This window comes from Nocardia sp. NPDC004604, from assembly GCF_040609795.1.
GTDB lineage: Bacteria > Actinomycetota > Actinomycetes > Mycobacteriales > Mycobacteriaceae > Nocardia.
Genome location: NZ_JBEXLC010000045.1, coordinates 18,356 through 42,602, shown reverse-complemented (window position 1 = coordinate 42,602; position 24,247 = coordinate 18,356). Strand labels below are relative to the sequence as shown.

At 67.2% G+C, this 24,247-nt stretch carries 21 protein-coding genes; 15 read left to right on the top strand and 6 right to left on the bottom strand.

Going from position 1 to position 24,247, the window contains the following annotated elements; translation table 11 throughout:
* The first annotated feature begins 1 nt into the window (after position 1).
* The 4 genes from ABZW16_RS18255 to ABZW16_RS18240 all read left to right on the top strand — a co-directional run bounded on the left by ABZW16_RS18255 (position 2) and on the right by ABZW16_RS18240 (position 4,386).
* Entirely contained in the window at positions 2–868 is an 867-nt protein-coding gene (locus ABZW16_RS18255) for an ABC transporter permease (protein WP_354957068.1), read from the top strand.
* Positions 844–1,593: an ABC transporter ATP-binding protein gene (locus tag ABZW16_RS18250; protein WP_354957067.1), complete on the top strand. Its 750-nt coding sequence runs from the start codon at positions 844–846 to the stop codon at positions 1,591–1,593. The genes ABZW16_RS18255 and ABZW16_RS18250 overlap by 25 nt, the downstream gene beginning before the upstream one ends.
* On the top strand, positions 1,590–2,933 hold the full coding sequence (locus ABZW16_RS18245; protein WP_354957066.1) for an LLM class flavin-dependent oxidoreductase: 1,344 nt from the start codon (positions 1,590–1,592) through the stop codon (positions 2,931–2,933). Before ABZW16_RS18250 ends, ABZW16_RS18245 begins: the two co-directional genes overlap by 4 nt.
* A gap of 220 nt (positions 2,934–3,153) precedes the next feature.
* A complete protein-coding gene (locus ABZW16_RS18240) occupies positions 3,154–4,386 on the top strand; it encodes an MFS transporter (RefSeq protein ID WP_354957065.1) in 1,233 nt (410 codons plus the stop codon).
* A gap of 164 nt (positions 4,387–4,550) precedes the next feature.
* Here the strand turns inward: ABZW16_RS18240 and ABZW16_RS18235 are convergent, their stop codons facing one another.
* The gene (locus ABZW16_RS18235) at positions 4,551–5,099 is read right to left on the bottom strand and encodes a maleylpyruvate isomerase family mycothiol-dependent enzyme (RefSeq protein WP_354957064.1); all 549 of its coding nucleotides are present in this window, start codon (positions 5,097–5,099) and stop codon (positions 4,551–4,553) included.
* Positions 5,096–6,142: a sigma-70 family RNA polymerase sigma factor gene (locus ABZW16_RS18230; RefSeq protein WP_354957063.1), complete on the bottom strand. Its 1,047-nt coding sequence runs from the start codon at positions 6,140–6,142 to the stop codon at positions 5,096–5,098. Before ABZW16_RS18230 ends, ABZW16_RS18235 begins: the two co-directional genes overlap by 4 nt.
* A 108-nt stretch (positions 6,143–6,250) precedes the next feature.
* Between ABZW16_RS18230 and ABZW16_RS18225 the strand changes: the two genes are divergently transcribed.
* Positions 6,251–7,672, top strand: coding sequence for a DHA2 family efflux MFS transporter permease subunit (locus ABZW16_RS18225; protein WP_354957062.1), 1,422 nt, complete (start codon positions 6,251–6,253; stop codon positions 7,670–7,672).
* Positions 7,673–7,825: 153 nt separating this feature from the next.
* Here the strand turns inward: ABZW16_RS18225 and ABZW16_RS18220 are convergent, their stop codons facing one another.
* The gene (locus ABZW16_RS18220) at positions 7,826–8,410 is read right to left on the bottom strand and encodes a TetR/AcrR family transcriptional regulator C-terminal domain-containing protein (protein WP_354957061.1); all 585 of its coding nucleotides are present in this window, start codon (positions 8,408–8,410) and stop codon (positions 7,826–7,828) included.
* A gap of 151 nt (positions 8,411–8,561) precedes the next feature.
* Here ABZW16_RS18220 and bioB point away from each other — a divergent pair, with 151 nt between their 5' ends.
* The 6 genes from bioB (at position 8,562) to ABZW16_RS18190 (ending at position 15,739) form a co-directional block, all read left to right on the top strand.
* A complete protein-coding gene (gene bioB / locus ABZW16_RS18215; RefSeq protein ID WP_354957060.1) occupies positions 8,562–9,575 on the top strand; it encodes a biotin synthase BioB in 1,014 nt (337 codons plus the stop codon).
* A 62-nt stretch (positions 9,576–9,637) separates the two neighbouring features.
* Positions 9,638–9,853 (top strand): hypothetical protein, encoded by a 216-nt coding sequence (locus ABZW16_RS18210; protein ID WP_354957084.1) that lies wholly within the window; start codon positions 9,638–9,640, stop codon positions 9,851–9,853.
* A 2-nt stretch (positions 9,854–9,855) separates the two neighbouring features.
* Positions 9,856–10,593 (top strand): DUF2567 domain-containing protein, encoded by a 738-nt coding sequence (locus ABZW16_RS18205; RefSeq protein ID WP_354957059.1) that lies wholly within the window; start codon positions 9,856–9,858, stop codon positions 10,591–10,593.
* A gap of 94 nt (positions 10,594–10,687) precedes the next feature.
* The gene (locus tag ABZW16_RS18200) at positions 10,688–11,221 is read left to right on the top strand and encodes a DUF1353 domain-containing protein (RefSeq protein WP_354957058.1); all 534 of its coding nucleotides are present in this window, start codon (positions 10,688–10,690) and stop codon (positions 11,219–11,221) included.
* A 155-nt stretch (positions 11,222–11,376) separates the two neighbouring features.
* Positions 11,377–15,477: a WD40 repeat domain-containing protein gene (locus tag ABZW16_RS18195; RefSeq protein WP_354957057.1), complete on the top strand. Its 4,101-nt coding sequence runs from the start codon at positions 11,377–11,379 to the stop codon at positions 15,475–15,477.
* Between the two features lie 76 nt (positions 15,478–15,553).
* Positions 15,554–15,739 (top strand): hypothetical protein, encoded by a 186-nt coding sequence (locus tag ABZW16_RS18190; protein ID WP_354957056.1) that lies wholly within the window; start codon positions 15,554–15,556, stop codon positions 15,737–15,739.
* Positions 15,740–16,465: 726 nt separating this feature from the next.
* On the opposite strand, the gene ABZW16_RS18185 is transcribed toward ABZW16_RS18190, so the two are convergent.
* The gene (locus ABZW16_RS18185; protein ID WP_354957055.1) at positions 16,466–17,224 is read right to left on the bottom strand and encodes an NUDIX domain-containing protein; all 759 of its coding nucleotides are present in this window, start codon (positions 17,222–17,224) and stop codon (positions 16,466–16,468) included.
* Between the two features lie 93 nt (positions 17,225–17,317).
* Here ABZW16_RS18185 and nadA point away from each other — a divergent pair, with 93 nt between their 5' ends.
* The 3 genes from nadA to nadC all read left to right on the top strand — a co-directional run bounded on the left by nadA (position 17,318) and on the right by nadC (position 21,254).
* Positions 17,318–18,361, top strand: coding sequence for a quinolinate synthase NadA (gene nadA / locus ABZW16_RS18180; RefSeq protein WP_354957054.1), 1,044 nt, complete (start codon positions 17,318–17,320; stop codon positions 18,359–18,361).
* 87 nt (positions 18,362–18,448) lie between these two features.
* Complete coding sequence (locus ABZW16_RS18175; RefSeq protein WP_354957083.1) at positions 18,449–20,251, top strand: L-aspartate oxidase; 1,803 nt, start codon at positions 18,449–18,451, stop codon at positions 20,249–20,251.
* A 142-nt stretch (positions 20,252–20,393) separates the two neighbouring features.
* Complete coding sequence (nadC, locus tag ABZW16_RS18170) at positions 20,394–21,254, top strand: carboxylating nicotinate-nucleotide diphosphorylase (RefSeq protein WP_354957053.1); 861 nt, start codon at positions 20,394–20,396, stop codon at positions 21,252–21,254.
* A 106-nt stretch (positions 21,255–21,360) separates the two neighbouring features.
* Here nadC and ABZW16_RS18165 read toward each other — a convergent pair whose 3' ends face one another.
* Complete coding sequence (locus ABZW16_RS18165; RefSeq protein WP_354957052.1) at positions 21,361–22,539, bottom strand: winged helix DNA-binding domain-containing protein; 1,179 nt, start codon at positions 22,537–22,539, stop codon at positions 21,361–21,363.
* Positions 22,540–22,573: 34 nt separating this feature from the next.
* Positions 22,574–22,909, bottom strand: coding sequence for a helix-turn-helix domain-containing protein (locus ABZW16_RS18160; RefSeq protein WP_354957051.1), 336 nt, complete (start codon positions 22,907–22,909; stop codon positions 22,574–22,576).
* Positions 22,910–23,019: 110 nt separating this feature from the next.
* Between ABZW16_RS18160 and ABZW16_RS18155 the strand changes: the two genes are divergently transcribed.
* Positions 23,020–24,231 (top strand): MFS transporter, encoded by a 1,212-nt coding sequence (locus ABZW16_RS18155; protein ID WP_354957050.1) that lies wholly within the window; start codon positions 23,020–23,022, stop codon positions 24,229–24,231.
* Positions 24,232–24,247: the final 16 nt, after the last annotated feature.

Genomic DNA, 24,247 nt, shown 5'->3' with positions numbered 1-24,247 from the left:
AATGGCCACCTTGGAAGTCGGCGTACTCGGCCGGATCGGTCGAAATTCACCCACCACGCCCGAACCGGTGCTGGCCCGGCGCAGGCAGACCCGACCCCGGCTCGGTCCCGGCCGCCCGATCCCATTCGGCATCGCCATCGGACCCGTACTGCTGATCGCGGCGTGGGTGCTCGGATCCGCCACGGGCGCACTGGATGAGCAGACGTTGCCCGCGCCGTGGACGGTCGCCGAGACCGCACGAGATCTCCTGGCCGACGGCAGACTGCAATCGAATCTGCTCACCTCCCTGAAGCGGGCCGCCTGGGGTCTCGGACTCGGTGTCGTGATCGGTGTGGTGCTGGCTTTGATCGCCGGGCTGAGCCGGATCGGGGAAGCCCTGCTGGACGGCCCGATTCAGATCAAACGCTCGATTCCTACGCTGGCGCTGATTCCGCTGTTCATTGTGTGGTTCGGCATCGGCGAGGAGATGAAGCTCATCGTCATCACGACCAGTGTCGCGATTCCGATCTACATCAATACCCACGCGCAACTGCGCGGCGTCGACAGCAGATATGTGGAATTGGCCGCGACGGTGGGGCTTTCGCGCTGGGGCTTTATCCGCCGGATCGCGCTGCCCGGTTCATTGCCCGGATTCTTCACCGGGCTGCGGCTGGCGGTCACCATTTCGTGGCTGGCGCTGGTCGTGGTCGAACAGGTCAATGCCACCAGCGGCATCGGCTATCTGATGACGCAGGCGCGCACCTACGGCCAGATCGATGTCATCGTCGTCGGCCTGGTGATCTATGGCCTGCTCGGACTGTTCGGCGATATCGCCGTGCGGGCGACGGAACGGAGGGCGCTGTCATGGCGGCAGACGATCGCGGACTGAGCGTGGTCCGAACCCGCTCGCTGCGCCGGGGTTTCGGCGATCGGGTGGTGCTGCACGGCATCGACCTCGATATCGCGCGCGGTGAATTCGTCGCCCTGCTCGGGCGCAGCGGTTCGGGCAAGAGCACCCTGTTGCGCGCGCTGGCCGAGCTGGATCGTGACGTGCCGGGCTCCGGGGAGCTGCGGGTGCCCACGGAACGTGCCGTGGTGTTCCAGGATTCGCGACTGCTGCCGTGGCACCGGGTACTGGACAACGTGACTCTCGGGTTGAAGGGTGCGGAAGCCGCCGAGCGTGGCCGCACCGCACTGGCCGAGGTCGGCCTGGCGGGGCGGGAAAGGGCCTGGCCCAAGGAGCTTTCCGGCGGTGAGCAGCAGCGCGTTGCACTGGCGCGCTCGCTGGTCCGGGAGCCGGAGCTGCTGCTGGCCGACGAACCCTTCGGCGCGCTGGACGCCCTGACCCGCATCAAAATGCATGTGCTGCTACAGGATCTGTGCGCCCGACATAAGCCTGCCGTCCTGCTGGTGACCCACGATGTCGACGAGGCGGTGCTGCTCGCCGACCGCGTGCTCGTCCTCGACGAAGGGCGCATCGCCGTCGATCAGCGCATCGACCTGGAACGTCCACGCCGCCATATCGATCCGGACTTCAACCGCCTGCGCGAACTGCTGCTGGCCAGCCTCGGCGTCGATGTCGCGGCCCTACCCGATGAGAAGAAGGCCTCATGACCCGCCAACTCAGCCTCAATGCGTTCATCTACCCCTCCGGACACCATGAGGCGGCCTGGCGGCATCCGCAGAGCCGACCCGACCGGATCTACGATGTCGCCTACTACCAGGAGATCGGCCGCACCGCCGAGGCCGCCAAACTCGACGCGGTGTTCTTCGCCGACGGGCCCGCGCTGCGCACCAATGTCGAGCACAACGCGGCATCGGGCCTGGAACCGATCACGCTGCTCACCGCGATCGCCACGGCCACAACCCATCTCGGCCTGATCGCCACCGCGTCCACCACCTACTACGAGCCCTACAACCTGGCCAGGCTGTTCTCCACACTGGATCACATCTCCGGCGGCCGGGCGGGCTGGAATATCGTCACCACCGGAACCGACCTCGCCGCGGCCAATTTCGGGCTCGACAAACATCCCGATCACCCGACCCGGTACGCGCGGGCCAGAGAGTTCGTCGACGCGGTCGTCGCGCTGTGGGACAGCTGGGAAGACGATGCGATCGTGCTCGACCAGCAGGCGGGCGTCTACGCCGATCCGGACAAAATCCACCCGATCGACTTCGTCGGCGAATACCTCAGTGTGCGTGGGCCGTTCAATGCGCCGCGCACCCCACAGGGGCATCCGGTGCTCGTGCAGGCGGGTGCGTCCAATGACGGCCGGGCATTTGCGGGCAAGTACGCAGAGGCCATCTTCACCGCGCATCAGCGGCTCGAGGACGCGCAGGCGTTCTACGCCGATATCAAGGCCAAGGCGGCCGAATTCGGCCGCGACGCCGACCAGGTCAAGATCCTGCCGGGTATCAGCCCGTTCATCGGCGATACCGAGGCGGCGGCCAAGCGACTCGAGCGGGAGTTCAACGAGCTCACCGTGCCCGAGTACGGTCTGAAGCAGTTGGAGGGCATCGCGGGTCAGCGTCTGGGGCACCTGCCGCTGGATGAGCCGGTACCGCTTGAATTGTTCAGCGACGCGGGCGATGTCACCGATAACGACCGCAGCCGTCGGCAGGTGGTGGCCGGGATCGTGCAGCGGGAACGGCCCACCGTGCGCGGGCTGCTGCACCGCCTTGCCGGTGCGCGTGGGCATCGGGTCTTCGCCGGTACTCCGGAGCAGGTCGCCGACACGATCGAGGAATGGTTCCGCAATGGCGCCGCCGACGGTTTCAACGTGATGCCGCCGTACTATCCGGGCGGGCTGGAGGTCTTCGCCGAAACCGTGGTGCCGATTCTGCAACAGCGCGGACTGTTCCGGACCGAATACACCGGCACCACCCTGCGCGACCACTTCGGCCTCTCGCGCCCGGAGAGTCGGTTCGCCCGCCGACCGGCCCTCACCCAGTGAGCGCGGCGGTCGTCGAGCCGGACTGTCGTCGAGCTGCGAGCCGTCGGCCGGCGCGGTATTCGATGGCTCCACTGCCCGATCGTCCATCGCGGCGAACTGTGGTCGCCGAACGCGTTCGGGCAGATCGCGCAGCTACAGATCGTCGAGAATTCACGCCCCTGCGCAGTGGAAGTTCGTGGCCGAAGGACGAACTGGCCGCCCGCCGCTCGGCGCTCGCGTTGTGAGTGACCAGCTTTTCGATATCGACCGCGCCGCAACACCATCGGTTCGCCTGCGGGCGCTGGTGTGGACGGTGTTCGTGCCGGTGGTGCTGTACGGCATCGGGTCGGGTGCCGCGGCACCGATGTACGCGCTGCGGGCGCTGGATCTGGGTGCATCGGCCGGGGTGGCGGGGATCGTCGTCGCGCTGAGTGGATTGGGCATGGTGTTGGCCGATCTGCCTGCCGGGCGGATCATCGCGCGGATCGGGGAGCGCTGGGCGATCGCGCTGGGCTCGGGCATCGGGCTCGGCGGGGTGCTGTGCGCGATCTCCGCGCCGAATCCCGAGGTGCTGGCGGTGGGCCTGCTGCTCAATGGAACCGCCAGTGCGGTATGGGGTTTGGCGCGGCAGTCCTACATCGTGGCAGTGGTGCCGCAGGCCGAGCGTGGGCGCGCGTTCTCAACGTTGGCGGGTGCGTCGCGGCTCGGATCCTTTTGCGGGCCGTTCGTCGGTGCCGGATTGGTCTACGCGATGGGGCCGAGCGGCGCGTTGTGGCTGCAATTCGCCACGACCGTGCTCGCAGGCGGGGCGATGCTCGCCATCCGTTCGGCCGACGGCGATAACGCGGACTCCAGCGACCACACACTGCGCTCGGTGATCGTCGAAAACCGCAGGGTGCTCGGCACACTCGGGGTGGCGGCACTGCTGATGGGCGGCGCACGGGCAGCGCGCACCGCACTGCTCCCGCTGTGGGCCGCGCATATCGGCGTGAGTGCCGCCACCACGAGCCTGGTTTTCGGCGTTACCGGTGCGGTGGACGTACTGCTGTCCTACCCGGGCGGCATCCTGCTCGATCGCTACGGCAGCCGCGCCACCGGCATCCCGTCCATGCTGCTGTTCGCCACGGGTTTCGTGGCCCTGCCACTCACCAATTCGGCACTCGAACTCGCCGGTGTCGCGGTACTACTCGGCCTCGCCAATGGCGTCAGCAACGGCATCATCATGACCGTCGGCGCCGATGTCGCACCCCCTGGGCAACGCGCCGAATTTCTCGGCGCGTGGCGCCTGACCCACGACGTGGGTATGTTCACCGGCCCCATCGCAATCGGCTTGATCAGCGCCGCAACCGTTCTCGGCGCCGCGGCGCTCACCCTGGCTGCAGCCGCTTCCGCGGGCGCGGCCGCTATGTACCGCTGGTTCCCAGGGGCCAACCAGGCTCGGCCCGGAGACGACCACAATCGGGAGGTGGCCTGAGCACCCGCACTCAGTCGCCCGATGTCAGCTGACGTCGGATCGTGATTTGCGCCTGGTGCATACTTAGCGAGCGCGGCGGATAGGTCGCACCTTGTGTGAGGCGCTCGCTGAGTGTGCGAGATTCCGCACTGCTGGGGCCGGGGTGGCGATGAGCGGTCGCAATGTCAGTGCCGTGGTTGGATGCGGCCCAAATAGGCGAGTAGGCGGTCGGTCGGCGCGGCGGTCGGTGGTTCGATCGGGGGAGCGAAGAGGGGCCAGCGGTCCGCGACCGGAACCAGTTTTGGTGCCACGCTGAGTAATTCGCGGGCGAGGCGATCCGGAATCGGCGGGGCGGACTGGTCGGTGGCGGTCAGATCCCACGCGTGGATCGTCAGTTCGAGAGCGCCGACCGTGCCGAGGACCCGGGCCGATACCGGCCTGCCGAAAACCACAACCGATTCCGGATGCTCGTTCGCCCAGTCGTCGAGCAGGGCCTCGGCACGACTGCGAATATGCAGGCTCCCGGCACAATTCGGCATCGGCGCGCCGGGTGTCAGCCGAACCTGCCCGCCTGCCAGACCTTCGCGCAATGCGGCGATCGACTCGTCCACGTGCGCGAGCAGCATGCGCGTATTCCAGCCCCGGCACGGCGTGGGTGCCGATAGATCCGGACCGATAGCGGGCAGGACCGCCAGCAGATAGGCGACCGCCCGCTCGAGCAGGTCATCGGTCATGGCAGCACCGGCTCGCGCTGCGCGGTCTCGATCAGGGACGTCGGCAGGCCGAATGCCTCGAACAGCGCGGCGTCGTGGTAGGAGACGACGTGCGAGATCCCTTCCGGTGTGACCGTGAGCACCTGCAGTGACTGCGCATGACCACGCAGATAGAACGCGAATCCGGGCTGACCGTTCGCCGCGATCGGCACCATGTGGGCCTCGCCCGGCGCATATGGGCACTTCGCTGCGATCAGTTCGACGATCGTGGTGTCGCCACGGAACCACTCGGACATCGGCGGCATCTCCCAGACCACATCCGACCGTAATAGCGTGATGAGCGTATCCATATCGGCGGCCTCGAACGCCGCGGCGTAGCGGTCCAGTAGCGCACGGATTTCGGGATCGTCGGGCTCTACCACCGGCGTATCCGGCCCCAGTGCATCGAGGGTGGCGTGGGCGCGTTGCAGCATGCTGTTGACCGCCGCCACACTGGTCCCGATCAGGTCCGCGACCTCGGCGGCCTTCCAGTGCAGCACATCCCGCAGAATCAGCACCGCGCGCTGGCGCGGCGGCAGATACTGCCACGCGGCGATGAGCGCCAGCCGCATATCGTCACGGGCCGCGATAATGGCGGCCGGATCCGCTGCCTCGGGTGCGATGAGCACATCCGGCATCGGCTGCAGCCAGGGGATTTCGGGGGCGAAGCGCACGTCCTGTGTCGGATCGGCCGTCGGGCCGGACAATCCGGCGGGTAGCACACGGCGACTGCTGTGCTCGAGTGCGTTGAGGCAGGCGTTCGTGGCGATCCGGTAGAGCCAGGTTCGCATCGAAGCACGTCCTTCGAAGTCGCCGTAGGCGCGCCAGGCCCGCAACATCGTCTCCTGCACCAGGTCCTCGGCGTCGTCGACCGAACCGAGCATCCGATAGCAGTGGGCGAGCAATTCGCGCCGATACGGGGTCGTGCGGGCCGCGAATTCGTCGCTGTCGGTCATCTGCTGTCCTTCCAGGTGCCCCGAAACATGTCCCTGCGAATACCGACCGCCGAACCGCCCGGAATTCATCGGTCCGCGGCGAAATCAGGGCAGTCGATGAGTTTCGGTCCGGGGCCGGTCGGTATCTGTGCGGGTTCGAAACCACCGGACCTGCCGAACCCCATAGGAAGGACCATCGTGAGCACACCGATTGTTTCGGCGGTGACCCAGCGCTGGGTGCTCGCACTCGGCGCGGTCGCCTCGCTGATGGCGGCATTGGACACCCTGGTCGTCAGCACGGCGCTCAGCACCATTCGCCACGACCTCGGGGCGTCGCTCGAGACGCTCGAATGGACCGTCAACGGATACAATCTCAGCTTCGCCGTCCTCTTGATGACCGCGGCCGTGCTCGGCGACCGCTTCGGACGCAAGCGGATGTTCACGGTCGGGCTCGGCATTTTCGTCGTCGCCTCGGCCGCGTGCGCGGTATCGACCTCCGTCACGACCCTGATCGTCGCGAGGGTGGCGCAGGGCGTCGGCGCGGCATTGATCATGAGTCTGGCGCTGGCCCTGGTCAGCGCGGCGTTTCCGCCGGAGCGGCGGGGCATGGCGATGGGTCTGCTGCAGGGCATAACCGGCCTTGCGGTCGCCTGCGGTCCGCTGGTCGGCGGTGCCGTCGCGGAGGGGTTGTCCTGGCAGTGGATCTTCTGGCTGAACGTGCCGATCGGGCTGGTCGCGATTCCGCTGGTGGCGACTCGGGTTCCGGAGGGCTTCGGCCCCGACAATGCGCTCGACGGCATCGGATTGGCGCTGGTCACCGGTGGTGCGTTCGGTGTGGTGTGGGGCCTGGTGCGCGGCAATATCGCGAGCTGGTCGAGTTCGGAGGTGTTGGTCGCGTTGATCGGCGGGATCGCCCTGCTGATCGCCTTCGCGGTCTGGGAGGCACGGGCGCGCGAGCCGATGTTTCCGATGCGGCTGTTCGTGAATCGCGGCTTCGCGGCGGGCAATACCGCGATCTTCCTGACCTTCGCCGCCCTGTTCGGCGAGGTGTTCTTCTATGCGCAGTTCCTGCAGACGGTGCTGCACTACGGTCCGCTCGGCGCCGGATTGCGGCTGCTGCCATGGACTCTCACGCTGTTCTTCTGCGCCCCGCTCGCCGGTGCGCTGGCCGACCGGATCGGGGAGCGGCCGCTGATGGTGACCGGCCTGGGACTGATGGCGGGCGGCATGTTCTGGATCGCGATGGTCGCCGATCCGGCAATGGCCTACGGCTCCTTGGTGATTCCGTTCATCGTCTCCGGCGTCGGCACCTCGATGGTGCTGCCGTCGGCGCAGAGTTCGGTGGTCGGCGCGGTGGAACACGCGATGCTCGGCAAGGCCGCCGGTGCCAACAGCATGATGCGTGAACTCGGCGGAGTCTTCGGAATCGCCGTCGCGGTAGCGGTTTTCGCCGGATCGGGTGGCTACGGCTCGGTGGAGGAGTTCACCGCCGGATTCGGCCCGGCGATCGAAGTCGGTGCGGCACTTGCGCTCTTGGGCGCGGTGGTGGCACTCGCACTGCCCGGGCGTCGGGCGAGCGTTGCGACTTCTGATCTCGAGGCGACGGCGGCATCCGTCTGAGTCCGGACCTGTCGCCCCCGAACGGGCCGCACAGGTGACACTGCGCACCCCTCATCTCAGCTGCACACCTGATATGAGGGGGCACAGGTCTGTGCGGCCGACGCCGGGCAAAATCCGGACTGGCTTATGCGCCGAACGCCGGACGTGCCGGACTCAGCGCACGCGGGAGCCGAGCAGATGACGCACACCGCCGACGAACAGCTGTAACCCGAAGTCGAAGCGTGCGGTCGCGTCCGTGGTGTCGTTGAGCGGTGAGGCGTCCTCGGTCAGCGCCCCGGCCGAATCCATCTGCATCCTGGACTGTTCGTCCACCGTCTGCCCGAGCACGTAGTACAGCAGTGTGTACGCCGCGAGTTCGGCCTCCGACCGCGGCATTCCGGCGCGGATCGCGGCCACCACGAGTCGTTCTCGGCCCTTGCTCGTGGTGAGTCGGGAGGCGTATGTCGCCGAGACCAATTCGGCCCCGTCGCGATATGCGAGCAGACAACTGCGCAGCCGATGCGCCAATTCGGTGATCTGGCCGGACCAATCCTCGGCCTCGATGGGATCCTCCATCGGCGCCAGTATCCGGTCGGCGACCGCGCCCAGCAGCGCCTGTTTATTGGGGAAGTGCCAGTACAGCGCGCCCGGCTGGACCTGGAGTGACCCGGCGAGCCGGCGCATGGTCAGGTCGGCGAGACCGTACTGGTCGAGAATGGCGATGGCGCCGTCGACCACGTCCGCCCGGTGCAGTTGCACGAGGTTCTCCTCCGCTGTATTCGATTGCGGCGTTCCCGCCTGCAGGCCCGTCGCTCATGCCGCGCGTGTTTTGACTCACTGTTACCGCTACCCTAGCCTGAACACCGTTCAAGTTGCACGGCCACCTCGGCCGGACGAAGGGATTCGTGCAGTGACCCAGGCACCCGTCCACACCGATATTCTGGCGACCGCCCGCGAGCAGGTGCTCGAGCGCGGCGAAGGCCTGAACCAGGAGCAGACCCTCGAGGTCTTGCGGCTCGGCGATGACCGGCTAGAGGAGCTGCTGGCCCTGGCGCACGAGGTGCGCATGAAGTGGTGCGGTCCCGAGGTCGAGGTCGAGGGCATCATCAGCCTCAAGACCGGCGGCTGCCCCGAGGACTGCCACTTCTGCTCGCAGTCGGGCCTGTTCCAGTCGCCCGTGCGCGCCGCCTGGCTCGATATCCCCAGCCTGGTCGAGGCCGCCAAGCAGACTGCCAAGACCGGCGCCACCGAATTCTGCATCGTCGCCGCGGTGCGCGGTCCGGATGAGCGGCTGATGGCGCAGGTCGCCGCCGGTGTCGAGGCCATCCGCAATGAGGTCGACATCCAGGTCGCATGTTCGCTCGGCATGCTCACCCAGGAGCAGGTCGACCAGCTGGCCGCCATGGGCGTGCACCGCTACAACCACAACCTGGAGACCTCCCGTTCGCACTTCCCGAATGTCGTCACCACGCACACCTGGGAGGAGCGCTGGGACACCCTGCGCATGGTCCGCGAGGCGGGCATGGAGGTCTGCTGCGGCGGCATCCTCGGCATGGGCGAAACCCTGGAGCAGCGTGCGGAATTCGCGGCCGATCTGGCCGAGCTCGAACCGGACGAGGTGCCGTTGAACTTCCTCAACCCGCGCCCCGGTACCCCCTTCGGCGACCTCGAGGTGCTGCCCGCCGCCGACGCACTGCGCGCCGTCGCCGCGTTCCGGCTCGCACTGCCGCGCACCATGCTGCGCTTCGCGGGCGGCCGCGAGATCACCCTCGGCGACCTCGGCGCCAAGCAGGGCATTCTCGGCGGCATCAATGCCGTCATCGTCGGGAATTACCTGACCACCCTCGGTCGGCCCGCCGAAGCCGATCTGGACTTGCTCGGCGAGCTCAAGATGCCGATCAAGGCCCTCAACGAAACGCTCTGATCCGCTGCCGAAACACTGAGTACGCAAGCATCACGAAAGAGGCTGGCGCCGTGAGTACTGTCATGGATATGGACGAGCGCTACAACCCGTTCACCGGCAAACGCATTGTGCCGGGGCTCGATGATCCGGTCCCCGCCGCGGCGGTGCTCGGACTGGAACCGCCGCGCTTCTGTGAGCAGTGCGGCCGTCGGATGATCGTGCAGGTCAGCCCCGATGGCTGGTGGGCGAAGTGCTCGCGGCACGGTGTCCTGGACTCCAAGAATCTGGAACACCGCTAGTGGTGGCCGAATACGGCGATATCCAGATCGCGCCGCCCAGATCGGCGTGGCGGCTCGGTGTGCGCCACGAGCTGCGGGCCGCGGCGCTGATCGCGGTCGGCGTGTTGGTGCTCAGTGCGCTGGGCGGTGTGGTGTGGGCCTTTGTGGCGCCCACCCAGCAGTATCTGGTGGTCAAGGCGCGCGCCGGTGCGGTACCGGCCAAGGGTGCGACCCTGACCGGGGAGAGCGTGCACCAGTTCGATGCACTGGCGATCTTCGTATGCATCGGCGCGGTCCTCGGGGTGCTCACCGCGGTCGGCGCGTGGCGCTGGCGTCGCGCGCGCGGGCCGCTGCTGCAAATCGGTCTGCTGATCGGCGCGGTGGCGGGCGCCTATGTCATGTCGAAGGTCGGCGAGCAGATCATGCGGTGGCAGCATCCGATGCCGTACGACCCGCCGGTCGGGCAGATCGTGCAGTTGCCGGTGGAGGTCGGCAGCTGGGTGGCATTGATCGTGCAGCCGCTGCTCGCCTCGCTGACCGTGCTGTTCCTTGCGGCCCTGAGCCCGTCGGAGGATCTCGGCACCGGATCCCGCGGGCCGTTCGGCAATCGACGGCGATCCTCTTTCGCGACAAGCACATTCGAGTCGGTCGACGGCGCCGGGCCCGATGGCCGCGCTGCGAACGGTGGGCAGGTGCCCTACGGTGTGCCCTACAACGGCTTCGGACCGCCCGGCGAGGCCGGTTCGGGTCGCACTCGCTGAACTAGTGTCCGAACCGTTGCCCGCGCGACGGCACAGCCGTATCGGAACACCTTAGAATTATGGGATACGCTGTGCGTTCAGAGAGGAACGGATCGTGGCGTTCGTCGGTAGCGGGCCGGTCGTCGAGGAGCTCGACGCACAGTTCTGGCGAGTGGTCGAACCGCTCGTCTATCACGGTGCGACAGCGGAATTCGTCATCCCCGCCGGCTTCCGCACCGACTTCGCATCGGTGCCGAGGGCGCTGGTCTGGCTGGTGCCCCGTTACGGCATCTACACCCGAGCCGCCATCCTGCATGACTACCTGCGCAGTTCGAATGCGGTGAGTGTGGCCGACGCCGACGGCATCTTCCGGCGCTGCCTGCGCGAGTTCCGCGTCTCGATACCGCGCCGCTACATGATGTGGGCCGCAGTGCGTTTGGGCAGTCGGCTGCGCGGCGCGAACCTCGGCGATATCGCACTGGTCGGGGTCATCGCCATCCCGTCGTTGGTCTTCCTCGCAGTCCCGGTGACCGTGGTGACGGTATTCCTGCTGCTGTTCTGGTTGGTGGAGTTGGTGTTCTGGGGGTTCGGGCGGCTGGCCCGCCGAACGGCCGCGCCGCCGCCCGAGCCGCAGATGAAGACGGCCTGAGCGCGGCGGCTCCTTCGAAAGTTCCGGTCCGGATGCTCTTTTCAGCCTGTTAGCTGCATGTTCGCATGCGGTCGGTGCCGGTGTGTGCTGGCCCGTCCTAATCTCGTTGCACGCCGGGGGTGTCGCTCCCGCCATCGGAACGTGCAGGAGGACAGATGGATTCGGATCACCGGGAACCGCGGCTGCGACCCTCGCCGCGAAGTATTTTCTCGCAACAGTTCGCCGCGCTCTTCGAGTCCGCGGGCAATCCCACATTGCGTCGGGTGGCGGCCGCGGCGCAGGCGCGGATGCGCGCGGCACGGGCTCCCGGGCAGAAGGGCGGCGCATCGGTTCAGCGCATCAGCGACTGGAAGGCCGGACGCAATGTGCCGGCACGGTTCGAATCCTTGCTGCCCGTGCTGCTCACGCTGATCGAGGAGGCGCGCAAGTCGAGTGCGCCGGTGCCGCCCGCACTGCTGGATGTGCAAGAGTGGCAACGGTTGTGGGCCGCGTCGAATGCGTGGGATCCGGCCGCCGATGCGACCGAGTGCCCGTATCTCGGGCTGACCTCCTACGGCCGTGACGACGCCGAGTTGTTCTTCGGCAGGAGCAGGCCGACCGCCGAGCTGGCCGAATTGGTCTGCACCACAGTGGGTCCCGAGGGACACGGCGGCATTGTGATGCTGGTCGGTGCCTCCGGTGCGGGCAAATCCTCGCTGCTCGCCGCGGGGCTGCTTCCGGCGCTGGCGGATCCGGTCGAGGAATGGGCGGTCGCGTCCATGACTCCGGGCAGCGCGCCTGTCGAGGCATTGCTGGCCGCTGTCCGAGCGGATTTCGATACGAAGCCCGTTGAACCCGGATCTCTTTCGACGGACGTAACCGGGCCTGCGGACGAGGCATTGCTGGCCGCCGTCTGCGCCGGATCCGACCGGAAGCCCGCCGAACCCGAATTTCTTTCGCCCGAGCCTGCGGACCGCAGCGGTGCGGCGCTGGAAGACAGCGCTGGATCCGCGGCTGGGCTCAGCCGCGAATTCAGATCCGAGAAGACCGGCGGCGCTGCGGAAGCCATCGCCGTGGCGCTGGCGGCATGGGGTGCGGGCAAGCGTCGACTCCTGATCATCGACCAGCTCGAGGAACTGTTCACGCTGTGCCGCAACGAAGACGAGCGCGCGCACTTCCTCGCCACCCTCGAACACCTCGCCATCCGCGGTGAGCGCGAACCGACCGCCGTCGTCATCGCCGTCCGCGCCGACTTCTACGCCCGCTGCCTCGACATCCCCGTCCTGGAGGACGCCCTCAAACACCGCAGCTACCTCCTGGGCCCGATGCGCCTGGACGAACTCGCCGAAGCCATCAACCGGCCCGCCGAACTGGCCGGCTACAAACTGGAATCGGGGCTCGAAGAGCTCGTCATCAGCGAGCTGTGCGGACTCGGCGGCGACCGCCGAGCTTATGACCCCGGCGCACTGCCCCTGGTATCGCATGTGATGGCGGCAGTATGGCAACGCCGCGACGGCACCCGCCTAACCATCGACGGCTACCGAGCTGCGGGTGGTGTGATCGGCTCGGTCGCCGCGACCGCCGAAAAAGCCTGGGGCGAACTGACCGACTTCCAACAGAGCATCGGCAAACAGGTCCTGCTCGGCCTGGTCGCCGTCGGCGACGACTCCCGCGACACCCGCCGCAAAGTCACCCGCACCGAACTCATCCAACAGACCGTCGACGCCGCCGACACCGCCCTGGAGGTCCTGGCCCGCACCCGATTGATCACCCTCGACGCCGAATCCGCCTACCTCACCCACGAAATCGTCCTGGACGCCTGGCCCCGCTTGCGCACCTGGATCGATGAGGACCGCGTCGGGTATCTGGAACGCCAACGGCTGCAGGCGGACGCGTCGGATTGGGCGACCCAGGGGCGCGACTCCGCCCTGCTCTATCGCGGCGCGCGATTGATCACCATGCAGGAGCATGCGGACAAAGGCGCGATCGGCGCGGCGGCCGAAGAGTTCTTGGCGGCGTCGCAGGTTGCGCGGCGACGTAGCCAACGTCGTTACTCGGCCAGAGTGGCCGTCCTGGCCCTGCTCGGCGTGATCGCGCTGGTGCTCGCGGGTGTGGCTTTCGTGCAGAGTGGCACCGCGAAAACCCAACGGGACAATGCGATCTTCCTCGGTGTACTCGCTGAGGCCGACCGGCTACACGATCGAGATCCGGCGCTCTCGGCTCAGCTTGTCCTGGTGGCGAACAAGCTTCGACCAGATGATCTCGAAGCCCGGGCACGCCTGCTCGATACGCAGACACTGCCGTTGGCGACCTCGCTCGTCGGACACCTGGGCGTCATGTGGGACTTCGCCCTCCGACCGGACGGCCGAGTCTTTGCCTCCGTGGGCAGTGACAAGACCGTTCGCCTGTGGGACTTATCCGATCTGCGGCACCCGGTCGAGTTGGGCCAACCGCTGGTCGGACATCAGTCCGACTTTGGCTCGGTTGCGTTCAGTCCGGATGGCGGCCTGCTCGCGTCGGCAAGTAGCGACGGAACGGTGCGCTTGTGGGATGTGCGGACACCGGCGAATCCAACGGCGGTCGGCGCACCGCTGCCGACGGGATTCAGTGGCGTTCTCGCCTTCCTTCCCGATGGGAAGAGGCTCGCGACGTCTGGTCGCGATCATGCGGTTGTCTTCTGGGACATAGCGAATCCCATGGACCCGCGTCCCGTCCAGACGCGACTTCCGGACTTCGCCAGCACATTTCAGCCCGGGGCGTTCAGCCGGGATTGGCGGCTCATGACCACCTTCGATGGCCAAGGGAGTGTGCAGCTGTGGAGCATTGCCGACCTGAACCAGGTTCGACCGCTCGGTCGACTGCCTGGTGAGGGCTCCGCGCTCTTCAGTCCAGATGGGCGAACCCTCGCTCTAGATGGCGGCGAAAATCAAACTCTCGTGCTGTGGGACCTGTCCGACCCCGAGGCGCCGCGGCAGATCGGAAAACCCATCGTCCTGGGTTCGTCATTGGTGGGCGCGCCAAAGGCATTCAGCCCAGATGGCAGACAGCTGGCGATCGGGTTCGCCGACGCGAAGATAACCATGCTGGCTCTCGACAATCCGGAGAAGCCCGTCGTTCTGAGTTCTCCGACGATGAAGGGCATCGGTGCTGTCCGCGCTCTCGCGTTCGGCCCCGAGGGACGACTACTGACCGGGGGGCTGGACGGTGTGATCAGAGTATGGTCACTGCCCGATCTGCACTCCGGTATGCCGGGCTTTGCCGATCACATTACGGGGCTGAAAACCGATGCCACCGGGGATTTGCTGGTCTTCGGCACCGAGTCCGGCACCGTCGAGATCCTGCGTGCCGATAATCCACGCGCGATACATCCAGTGGGCCGAATCCAGGCAGACGGCCCGTACCCAGACGCCGTAATAAGCCCTGATGGACGCACCGTATTTGTCAGAGGAATGAAGGAGGGCGCGACGTTGTACGACATCTCCGATCCGTCGACGCCGGAGCGCCTCGCCGAATTGCCGAGGACTCCATACGGGACGAACGCCGCGGCCTTCACGCCTGATTCGAGATTCGTGCTCAGTCTGGATATGACGTTGTCGGAGGGGCGAATTCGGATATGGGATCTGGGTGACCGAGCGAAACCGCGCGCTGCCGGCGAGCCTGTCGACGTTCCTGGCGGCCGAGACCTGATGCTGAGCCCGAACGGTCGGGTGCTGGCCGCAATCGGCGAAGATGTGACGCTCTGGGATATCTCGAACCCAACGTTGCCGATCCGACTCGGGCGCTTGTCAACCGGTCGGGTTGAGAGATTGACCCGCGCCGCGTTCAGCCCGGACGGACGTCTCCTGGCGAGCTCCAGCGACGATCGGACTATTCGAGTCTGGGACGTCAGCGATCCGGCGGCTCCGGTTTCCGCCGGTGAGCCGTTGGCGGGGAACACGGTTGAGGTGACGTCGTTGGCCTTCAGCCCCGATGGGCGCCTGCTCGCGTCCGCGAACCTCGACTCGGAATTGCGTTTATGGGACTTCAGCAATGGCATTCCCGCTGCCCCGGTGCGATATCCGCTCGCCACCGCGGTGCCGAATCACGGGCGGGCGATGGTATTCCACCCGGCGGGCGGATTCCTGATGACCGCGAGTGCGCCGGGTGGCATTCGATGGTGGGATCTGGACCCGCAGCACGCCGCTGCCCGCATCTGCGATGTCGCTCAGGGCGTGCTGAACCCGACGGTGTGGCGGGAACACCTGCCGCAGATCGCATACGCGCCGCCGTGCGGATGAAATTCGGTGGCTGCATGTGCGGTCGCGTCGCTACCGTTGACGCGCATGTGGAGCCGCGGAATGGAAGGAGGTGGCGATGAGCGAGGATATGTTGACCAGGCATGGGCAGGCGGTATTGATTCCGTCCGGGGAGCAGGAGCGGCCGGATCTGGTGGCGTGGCGGCGGCGGAATGCGCTGCGGCGGTCCAGTGCCGCGCAGCCGATTCCCAGTAAGCGGCAGTACCGGCGGAATGAGAAACATAAGGGTCGGGTGGGGGATTGACGCCGATTCGGTAGTGCTATGGGTTGACCCCGTTTTCGCATGTGCAGCATGCGGAGGCGGGGTTTTTCCATGCTCCGGTTCGACATGCGCGTCGGCTGGCGCAATGGCACTCGGTTACCGCACTCAGCAGCCACCGGGCAACTGGTGTCCGGCGGCCTCGCCGACCATGCCGGATATTGGCCTGCCACACGGTGATCGCTAGGCGTCGGACCGCATTTCTGTCCGGTCCGGAAAGTCGGACAGGCGGTCGAGCGCATTGCCGCTTCCGGTCCGGATAACTCGTATCCGACTGTGACCAGCCATATTCGGCGACTCCGAATGCTCGGCCGTTCCGTCGCGGCGCACCGACCCCTATCGTCGAAATCGTTCGAGCGATCGAACAGCGGAGGCGGACAGTCGATTTCGCCAATGCGCAGCGCCGATGGAGTGGCAGCCGAATAGGGAGGGCGGCAAATGTTCTGGAAATCGGTTATAGCAGGGGCGGCTCTGGTCGAGATGGGCTTCCCGTCCAACTGGGTCGTATGGATCCTGTGCTCCGGGCATCTGGGTATGCCCGGCGGGCTGTCCGAGTAAAAGGGGAGTGTCCCGGTCGCCGGTGATCGGGACACGCTCGGGATGCCGTGGCCCCTATAGCAGTGGCCGCGGCACAGTCCGCTTTGTGCTGGGCGACCGGTTCGGGGGCCGGTCGCCGAATGGGGGCCGATCGCGGGGAGGCGATCGAGTGGGTCAGGTGGGTGGGCGGAATGCGGCGAATTCGTCGGTGACTCGGAGTTCGGAGTCGGTGAACCGATAGACCGCCGCGGGCCGTCCACCCGCCCGGCCGGGGGAGGCGGTCGCACCGGTCGGCGTGATCACCTTGCGGCGCGTGAGAACTCGCTGCAGATTCGTCGTATCGACCTCATAACCCAGTGCGGCGCAGTAGATTTCGCGCAGCGTCGACATGGTGAACCGCTCCGGCGCCAGCGCGAAGGCGATATTCGTGTAGGACAGCTTCGCCGCGAGTCGGGTGCGCGCGTGCTCGACAACGGTGCCGTGATCGAACGACATCAACGGCAGCATCGATACCGGATGCCACGCGGTGTCGGACGGTAGCCGCGGGTCGGCGGTCAGCGGCACCAGGCCGAGATAGGCCGAGGCGATCCGGCGCGGCGCGGGTACCCGGTCCGGATTGCTGAATACCGACAGCTGCTCCAGATGTGCCAGCTCGCGCACGTCGACCTTCTCGGCGAGCTGACGACGAGCCGAGATATTGAGGTCCTCGTCGTCGCGCAAGCGGCCGCCGGGCAGCGACCAGGTGCCCATCTGCGGGTCGAGGGCGCGCTCCCACAGCAGCACCGCCAGTTCGGTCCGCTGACCGGGTGGACAGGGGCGAATCAACTCGTCGGTCACCCATGCAGGGCTGCTACCTGCGCTGATGTCTTGGGGGAAGCGCCGAACCTGGAACACCGCGGTGAGCGTTTCGTGGATGGTGTTACTATGGGGCACGTTTTCGATTATAAGTCGAAAACCTGGTTCGGGTGTGAATCGGATGCCATGTGAACAGGCACAAGCTCCGATCGCACGAGGAGAGGAGCCATCATGGCGACGATGGGTGCGAAGCTGGCGCCCCCGCTGATGGGGCAGGTATTCGACGGTCCGACCGGATTCGCCGGTGTCGAGGCGACGCCGGAGTGGGCGGCCGAGATCAAGCGACTCGCCAGGGAGCGCAACGCGACGATTCTCGCGCACAACTATCAGTTGCCCGAGATCCAGGATGTCGCCGACCACGTCGGTGATTCGCTGGCGCTGTCCCGCATCGCGGCCGAGGCTCCCGAGGACACCATCGTGTTCTGTGGCGTGCACTTCATGGCCGAGACGGCCAAGATCCTCAGCCCCGAGAAGACGGTGCTCATCCCGGATCAGCGGGCGGGTTGTTCGCTGGCCGATTCCATCACCGCCGACGAATTGCGTGCCTGGAAGTCCGAATTCCCGAATGCGGTGGTCGTCTCGTACGTGAACACCACGGCCGCGGTGAAGGCGCTTACCGATATCTGCTGCACCTCGTCGAATGCCGTCGATGTCGTCGCCTCCATCGATCCCGACCGTGAGGTGCTGTTCCTGCCGGACCAGTTCCTCGGCGCGCACGTCAAGCGCGTCACCGGCCGCGAGAATATGCACATCTGGGCGGGCGAATGCCATGTCCACGCCGGGATCAACGGTGATGAGCTCACCGAGCAGGCCCGCACCCATCCGGATGCCGAACTGTTCGTGCACCCCGAATGCGGTTGCGCCACTTCGGCGTTGTACCTCGCGGGCGAGGGCTCGTTCCCGGCCGACCGGGTGCACATTCTGTCCACCGGCGGCATGATCGATGCCGCGCGGGCCGCGAAATCGAACCAGGTGCTGGTCGCCACCGAGGTCGGCATGCTGCACCAGCTGCGAAAGGCTGCCCCCGGCATCGACTTCCAGGCCGTCAACGACCGCGCGTCCTGCAAGTACATGAAGATGATCACCCCGGCGGCGCTGCTGCGCTCGCTCGTCGAGAACACCGATGAGGTGCACGTCGACCTGGAAACGGCTGCGCTGGCCCGCAATTCGGTGCAGCGGATGATCGAAATCGGCAACCCGGGCGGTGGCGAATGAGCGCGCCCTGGTGTGAACGGAGTGCGATATGTGCACTCGTCCGGAGTGGCGGTGCGGAATGACCGTCAGGGTGGCCGGTAGCGCCGCCTGCGGCATCGTCCGGACGCCGTTGCTCGTCGAGAAGGGCAGGGGCGCATGAGTATCGCGCCGCGGATCGATTGGGAAGCCGAGGCCGATCTGGTGGTGCTCGGCGGCGGCGTCGCCGGGTTGACCGCGGCGCGTACCGCATCGCTGCGCGGGTTGCGGGTGCTGATCCTCAGCAAAGGCGGGCCGACGGATACCGCAACCCAGTACGCCCAGGGCGGTATCGCCGTTGTGGCGCCACATGAGGATTCGGTCGAATCGCATGTGCGCGACACGGTCGAGGCCGGTGCCGGGCTGTGCGATGAGTCGGCGGTGCGATCGATCGTGGCGGGCGGTCAAGCGGCCGTGGCCGCGCTGACCGATCTCGGCGCGGTCTTCGATCTCGGTCGGGACGGCCAGATTTCGCGCACCCGCGAGGGCGGGCACAGTACGCGGCGGATCATCCATGCCGGAGGTGATGCCACCGGCGCGGAGGTGCAGCGCGCGCTGAATGCGGCCGGACTGCCGGTTCTGTTCGGTGCCGCAGCATTGGAGATCGTCACCGGCCGGACCGGTGTGCAGGGCGTTATCGCGGTGTCGGAGAACGGATTCGGGGTCGTGCATGCACCGGCGGTGCTGCTGGCCACCGGCGGGCTCGGCCAGCTGTACGCGTTGAGTACGAATCCGCCGGGTGCGACCGCCGACGGCATCGCGCTGGCGCTGTGGGCCGGGGCGACGGTGGCCGATCTGGAATTCGTGCAATTCCATCCGACGGTGCTCTACACCCCGGGTGGGCTCGGCCGCAGGCCGCTGATCAGCGAGGCGGTGCGCGGCGAGGGCGCAGCACTGGTGGATTCCGAAGGGAATTCGGTGACCGCGGGTGTGCACCCCCGTGGCGATCTGGCACCCCGCGATGTGGTGTCGCGTGCCATTGCCGCACGGATGCGTGCGCTCGGCACCGATCACGTCTACCTCGATGCCCGCGCGATCGACGGCTTTCCGCAACGTTTTCCGACGATCACCGCGTCCTGCCTGGCCGCGGGGATCGACCCGCGCGCCGATCTCATCCCGGTCGCGCCCGCCGCGCACTATCAATGCGGCGGGATAGTCACCGATCCCCACGGCCGGACCGCGGTTCCGGGTTTGTACGCCGCGGGTGAGGTGGCGCGCACCGGCCTGCACGGCGCCAACCGGCTGGGATCGAACAGCCTGCTCGAGGGTCTGGTGGTCGGCGAACGGGCCGGGGTGGCCGCGGCCGAACGGCTCGGCGAGGACGCGCATGTGACGGAGGTGTCCTTCCACACCGTGCCGCGTGCCGCGCGCGCCCTGGTGCAGCAGTCGATGACATCGCACGCCTCGGTGGTTCGCGATGCCGCTGGGCTCGCGGAGGCGGCGATGCGATTGCGCGATGCGGTGTCACACAGTGCCGCGACCCGGCTACGTGCCGAATTGACCGGTGCCGCGCATCCGATCGCCGGAACGACGGGCACGGCGGTCAGCGATATCGCCACGCTGCACGGCGCTGAAGCGCCGAATGGGACCGGAGCGCCGGACGGCACCGGGGACTTGAACAGTACTGCTGCGGCACAGCGCATCACCGCATTCGAGGACGCCGCGCTCACCCTCACCGCCCAGGTGCTGCTGCTCTCCGCCGCGGCCCGCACCGAAAGCCGCGGCTGCCACGCTCGCTCCGATCACCCGACCTCCGATGAGCAGCAACGCCACAGCCGCGCAGTGCGTCTGGGTCCCGAAGGCCATCCCGTCCCGGCACCCGACGGTCTCGACCTCGGCGACTGGAACCAAGACGCCATTCCGAGCGCCTCATGACGCTCGAATCGGCGGGTGGGATATCGCTGCGGCAACGCAGGATACGAGCTTTCGGTGGGCGGCGAGGTCCAGGCGACACGATGGCCCCGGGATTTGAGATTTGCTCGCCGACAATGCGGGCAGTAGGACGAGGAGTGCACTGATGGGTCTGGATACCGGCCTGGATCGTGACGAGGTGCTGGCGCTGATCCGCACCGCGCTGGATGAAGATCTGCGCTACGGCCCCGATATCACCACCGCCGCAACGGTTCCCGCCGACGCGGCGGTCAAGGCATCGGTGGTCTCGCGCGAGCCGGGCACCGTCGCCGGACTCGACGTCGGACTGCTCGTTCTCGATGAGGTGATCGGCGCGGGCAACTATGAAATCACCGATCGAGTCGCCGACGGCACCCGGGTCGAGCCGGGACAGAGCGTGCTCGAGCTGGTCGCACCGACGCGCGGCCTGCTCACCGCCGAACGCACCATGCTCAACCTGGTCTGCCACCTCTCCGGCATCGCCACCGCCACCTCGGCCTGGGTCGACGCGGTGGCGGGTACCAACTGCCGCATCCGCGACAGCCGCAAAACCCTGCCCGGCCTGCGCGCCCTGCAGAAGTACGCGGTCCGCGTCGGCGGCGGCGTCAACCACCGCATGGGCCTCGGCGACGCCGCCTTGATCAAGGACAACCACGTCGTCGCCGCCGGTTCGGTAGTCGCCGCACTGCGCGCCGTCCGCGACCTGGCGCCCGATATCGCCTGCGAGGTGGAAGTCGACAGCCTCGAACAACTCGACGCCGTCCTTGCCGAACACGTCGAACTCGTCCTGCTGGACAACTTCCCCCTCTGGCAAACCCAGGCCGCCGTCCAACGCCGCGACAATACGGCCCGGGATACCAAACTCGAATCCTCCGGCGGCCTCACCCTCGACAAAGCCGCCGACTACGCCCGGACCGGCGTCGACTACCTCGCCGTCGGCGCCCTGACCCACTCCGTCCGCGTCCTCGACCTCGGCCTCGATATGTAGGACCGTCAGCGATACTGCGCCAGCAGCATCTCCCGACGGCGAGGGTGTCGGTGACAGTGCCGTCCGCTGGCCGCAAGCTGTGCAGCTTCCGGCGGCTTTGTGTCGATCAGGCGGTGAGTTCGCGTTCCAGGGGCGTGCGGAAGCGGGGGATGGCGCGGACTTCGCCGAACCATTCGGAGGTGCGAGCGGCCTCGGCGGCGATCATGGTTTCGGCATCCGAACCGACGTCTTCCAGTAGCCGGTAGGCGATTTCGCCGTCTTTGCGCTGGGCCCAGCCACCGACGATGCGGCCGTTCCACCAGATGGTCGGTCCGACGTTTCCGTTGCGGTCGAACAGGTTCGGGGCGTGCGGGCCCAGGTACCAGTCGCGGGATTGCCAGCCCATGGAGGTGGGGTCGAGCGCGGGGAGCAGGGCGGCCCAGGGTTCGGGCTCGGGGGTCGGGTCCTGATCATCGGCGAGCAGCAGGCCGGTGCCGCCGTCGAGATCGACCTCGACCACATCGAGTTGGGCGAGGGCCTTGCGGACCTCGCCGAGGGTCCAGCCCGTCCACCACTTGATATCGGCAATGGGGGCGGGTCCGAAGGCGTAGAGCCACTGCCGGACGAGTTCGGCGCGGGCTTCGTCGGCGGGGATGCTCGCAACACCTTGCGGTAGCCACGATTCGACGGGCGCCCAGGTGTATTGGCTACTGGTCCAACTGCCATTGGGACGGCCACGCACGATGCGGCCCTCGACGCCGAGGATCACCAGCACCCACGTGGTGATGGAGGTCGGACGCGAATAGGCCTTATCCGGAGCGGGATTCACCTGGGTACGCAGTAGTGGCACATCCTTGCTCAGCTGTGCGCCGGTGGCCGCGCCCCTGGCCAGCAGCGCCTTGTGCGTGGCGTCCTCGACCTCGGCGAGCCAGGTGCGCACATCGCCGTCCACCACACCCGCCTGCTCGATGAATCGGCCGTAGGTGCGACGTTGTTTGTGCGCCAACGCATCCGCGCAGGATGCCTGCAATACCGGGACCAATCCGATCGGCGCGACGAACATGGTGCGCCGCATCGCCAGCATGCGCAGCAGCGTCCGATCGTCGTACAGCGCCTTCTCGACATGCGCGGGCTCGGCGGCATGACTGCGCGCGCCGACGGAGAGGTACACCGTCGCCGGATCGGTCGCATGCAGCACTACCAGCGACCGCACGATCTCGGCCACGTCATCGGTGCGATTCGACGGCGCCAGCCGATGTCGCACCCCCAGTCGTGCTCGCCGCTCCGCCGCATCAATCGAACGCATAGGCGAATATTAGCGTTCGCCCGGCGATCCAGAATTATGCCGGTTGCCAGGCGCGCACCAGATCGAGCAGGCCGGGAAAGCGCGCTTCCAGGTCCTCGATCCGGACCCGGCTGCGCCGCTCGAGTCCGTACTGCCGCTGGCGGGTGACACCGGCCTCGCGCAGCACCCGGAAGTGGTGCGTCAGTGTCGATTTCGGCCGATCGATGTCGAACCAGCCGCAGGAGCGACCGGTATCGGGGGATTCCAGCAGCAGCTTCTGCACCATGCTCAGCCGCAGCGGATCACTGAGCACGCCGAGCACCTCTTCCAGCCGCAACTCCGCGCGCGCGGGCTCGGGCAGCGTGGTCGCGACGGTGTCGGTGGCGGGCATCAGGGTCTCCTGTGGATCTCGAATTCATTAGTTCGACTTCTATCGTACTAGATGTTAAGTTCGACTCTTATCGTACTAGTACGAGAAATTTCGAACTATGGAGGTTGGGCATGTCGACACTCGTAGCGTCCGAAGTCGAGATAACCGAGCGCAACGGCGCGGTATGGCTGGCGGCCTGGCCCGTGCTCGCGGTCTTTGTGCTCTCGAACGCGCCGACGCCGCTGTATGTGGTGTGGCAGCACCAACTCGGCTTCTCCTCCGGCGTCCTGACCGCCGTATTCGCCTGCTACATAGCCGGTTTGCTCGGCGCACTGCTGGTCGCGGGCGTGGTCTCGGATCGCGTTGGGCGCAAACCGGTGCTGCTGCCCGCGGTGATACTCGCGATGCTCGCCTGTGTGCTGTTCGCCACCGCGAATTCGGTTGCGGTGCTGGCCATCGCGCGCCTGCTCACCGGGATCGCGGTCGGTGCCGCCGTATCGGCGGGTATGGCGGCGGTGACCGATATCGGCGGCCGCCACCGCAAACGCCTTGCCGCACTGGCGGCGTCATCGGCCATGGTGCTCGGCGCTGGCTTCGGTCCGCTGCTGGCGGGTGTGCTGTCGCAGACCGTTCCCGGCCCGACCGTAACCATCTTCGTCGTCGAGATCGTCCTGCTCGCCTCGGCTTTCGTGGTGGTGGCTCGACTGGACCTGCCCAAGGGTGCGGGCGGGCGCGGCCCGTGGATTCGTATCCCGGCGGTAGCACCGGGTGGCCGGACCGCGGTACTGCTCGGCATCGCGGTCTTCGCGCCGGGCATCACCGCCACGTCGTTCGTGCTCTCGCTCGGACCCTCGCTGCTGTCGAACCTGTTGGGCGCCACCAATCGAGTGCTCGCGGGCGGCCTGGCATTCGTCATGTTCCTCGGCGCCACCGGAATTCAATTCGCGGTGCGACGGCTGCGGCTGCGCGCAATTCTGCTCGGTAGCGCCGCGGCCACCCTGCTCAGCATGGTCGCCCTGGCCTCGGCGCTGCGACTGTCATCGATCGCGCTATTCGCCGCGGCCGCGATACTCGCCGGAACCGGTCAGGGCATGGGGCAGTTCGGCGGTCTCACCGCCATCAGCGCGAATGTGGCCGCCGATCGGCTCGCCGAGGCCAATGCCGCCCAGAATGTCGGCGGCTACCTGCCCGCCGCCGTACTCCCGCTGTCGGCCGGATTCCTCAGTGACGCAATCGGTTTACCGGCAGGCTCGACGACCTTCGCGGGTGTGGTCGGCGCCGCCGCGGTGGCCGGTGCGATATTCGTCGCGACGCGCGCCGCCGCTGCCACCGGACCGCGATAGCCGCATGCCATCATTC

Bases quoted from the DNA above. Each gene is read 5' to 3' on its own strand.
- ABZW16_RS18235 (WP_354957064.1), bottom strand. From the start codon at position 5,099: ATGACCGATGACCTGCTCGAGCGGGCGGTCGCCTATCTGCTGGCGGTC.
- ABZW16_RS18195 (WP_354957057.1), top strand. From the start codon at position 11,377: ATGGATTCGGATCACCGGGAACCGCGGCTGCGACCCTCGCCGCGAAGT.
- ABZW16_RS18245 (WP_354957066.1), top strand. From the start codon at position 1,590: ATGACCCGCCAACTCAGCCTCAATGCGTTCATCTACCCCTCCGGACAC.
- ABZW16_RS18230 (WP_354957063.1), bottom strand. From the start codon at position 6,142: ATGAATTCCGGGCGGTTCGGCGGTCGGTATTCGCAGGGACATGTTTCG.
- ABZW16_RS18210 (WP_354957084.1), top strand. From the start codon at position 9,638: ATGGATATGGACGAGCGCTACAACCCGTTCACCGGCAAACGCATTGTG.
- ABZW16_RS18165 (WP_354957052.1), bottom strand. From the start codon at position 22,539: ATGCGTTCGATTGATGCGGCGGAGCGGCGAGCACGACTGGGGGTGCGA.
- ABZW16_RS18250 (WP_354957067.1), top strand. From the start codon at position 844: ATGGCGGCAGACGATCGCGGACTGAGCGTGGTCCGAACCCGCTCGCTG.
- ABZW16_RS18155 (WP_354957050.1), top strand. From the start codon at position 23,020: ATGTCGACACTCGTAGCGTCCGAAGTCGAGATAACCGAGCGCAACGGC.
- ABZW16_RS18160 (WP_354957051.1), bottom strand. From the start codon at position 22,909: ATGCCCGCCACCGACACCGTCGCGACCACGCTGCCCGAGCCCGCGCGC.
- ABZW16_RS18190 (WP_354957056.1), top strand. From the start codon at position 15,554: ATGAGCGAGGATATGTTGACCAGGCATGGGCAGGCGGTATTGATTCCG.
- nadA (WP_354957054.1), top strand. From the start codon at position 17,318: ATGGCGACGATGGGTGCGAAGCTGGCGCCCCCGCTGATGGGGCAGGTA.
- nadC (WP_354957053.1), top strand. From the start codon at position 20,394: ATGGGTCTGGATACCGGCCTGGATCGTGACGAGGTGCTGGCGCTGATC.
- ABZW16_RS18255 (WP_354957068.1), top strand. From the start codon at position 2: ATGGCCACCTTGGAAGTCGGCGTACTCGGCCGGATCGGTCGAAATTCA.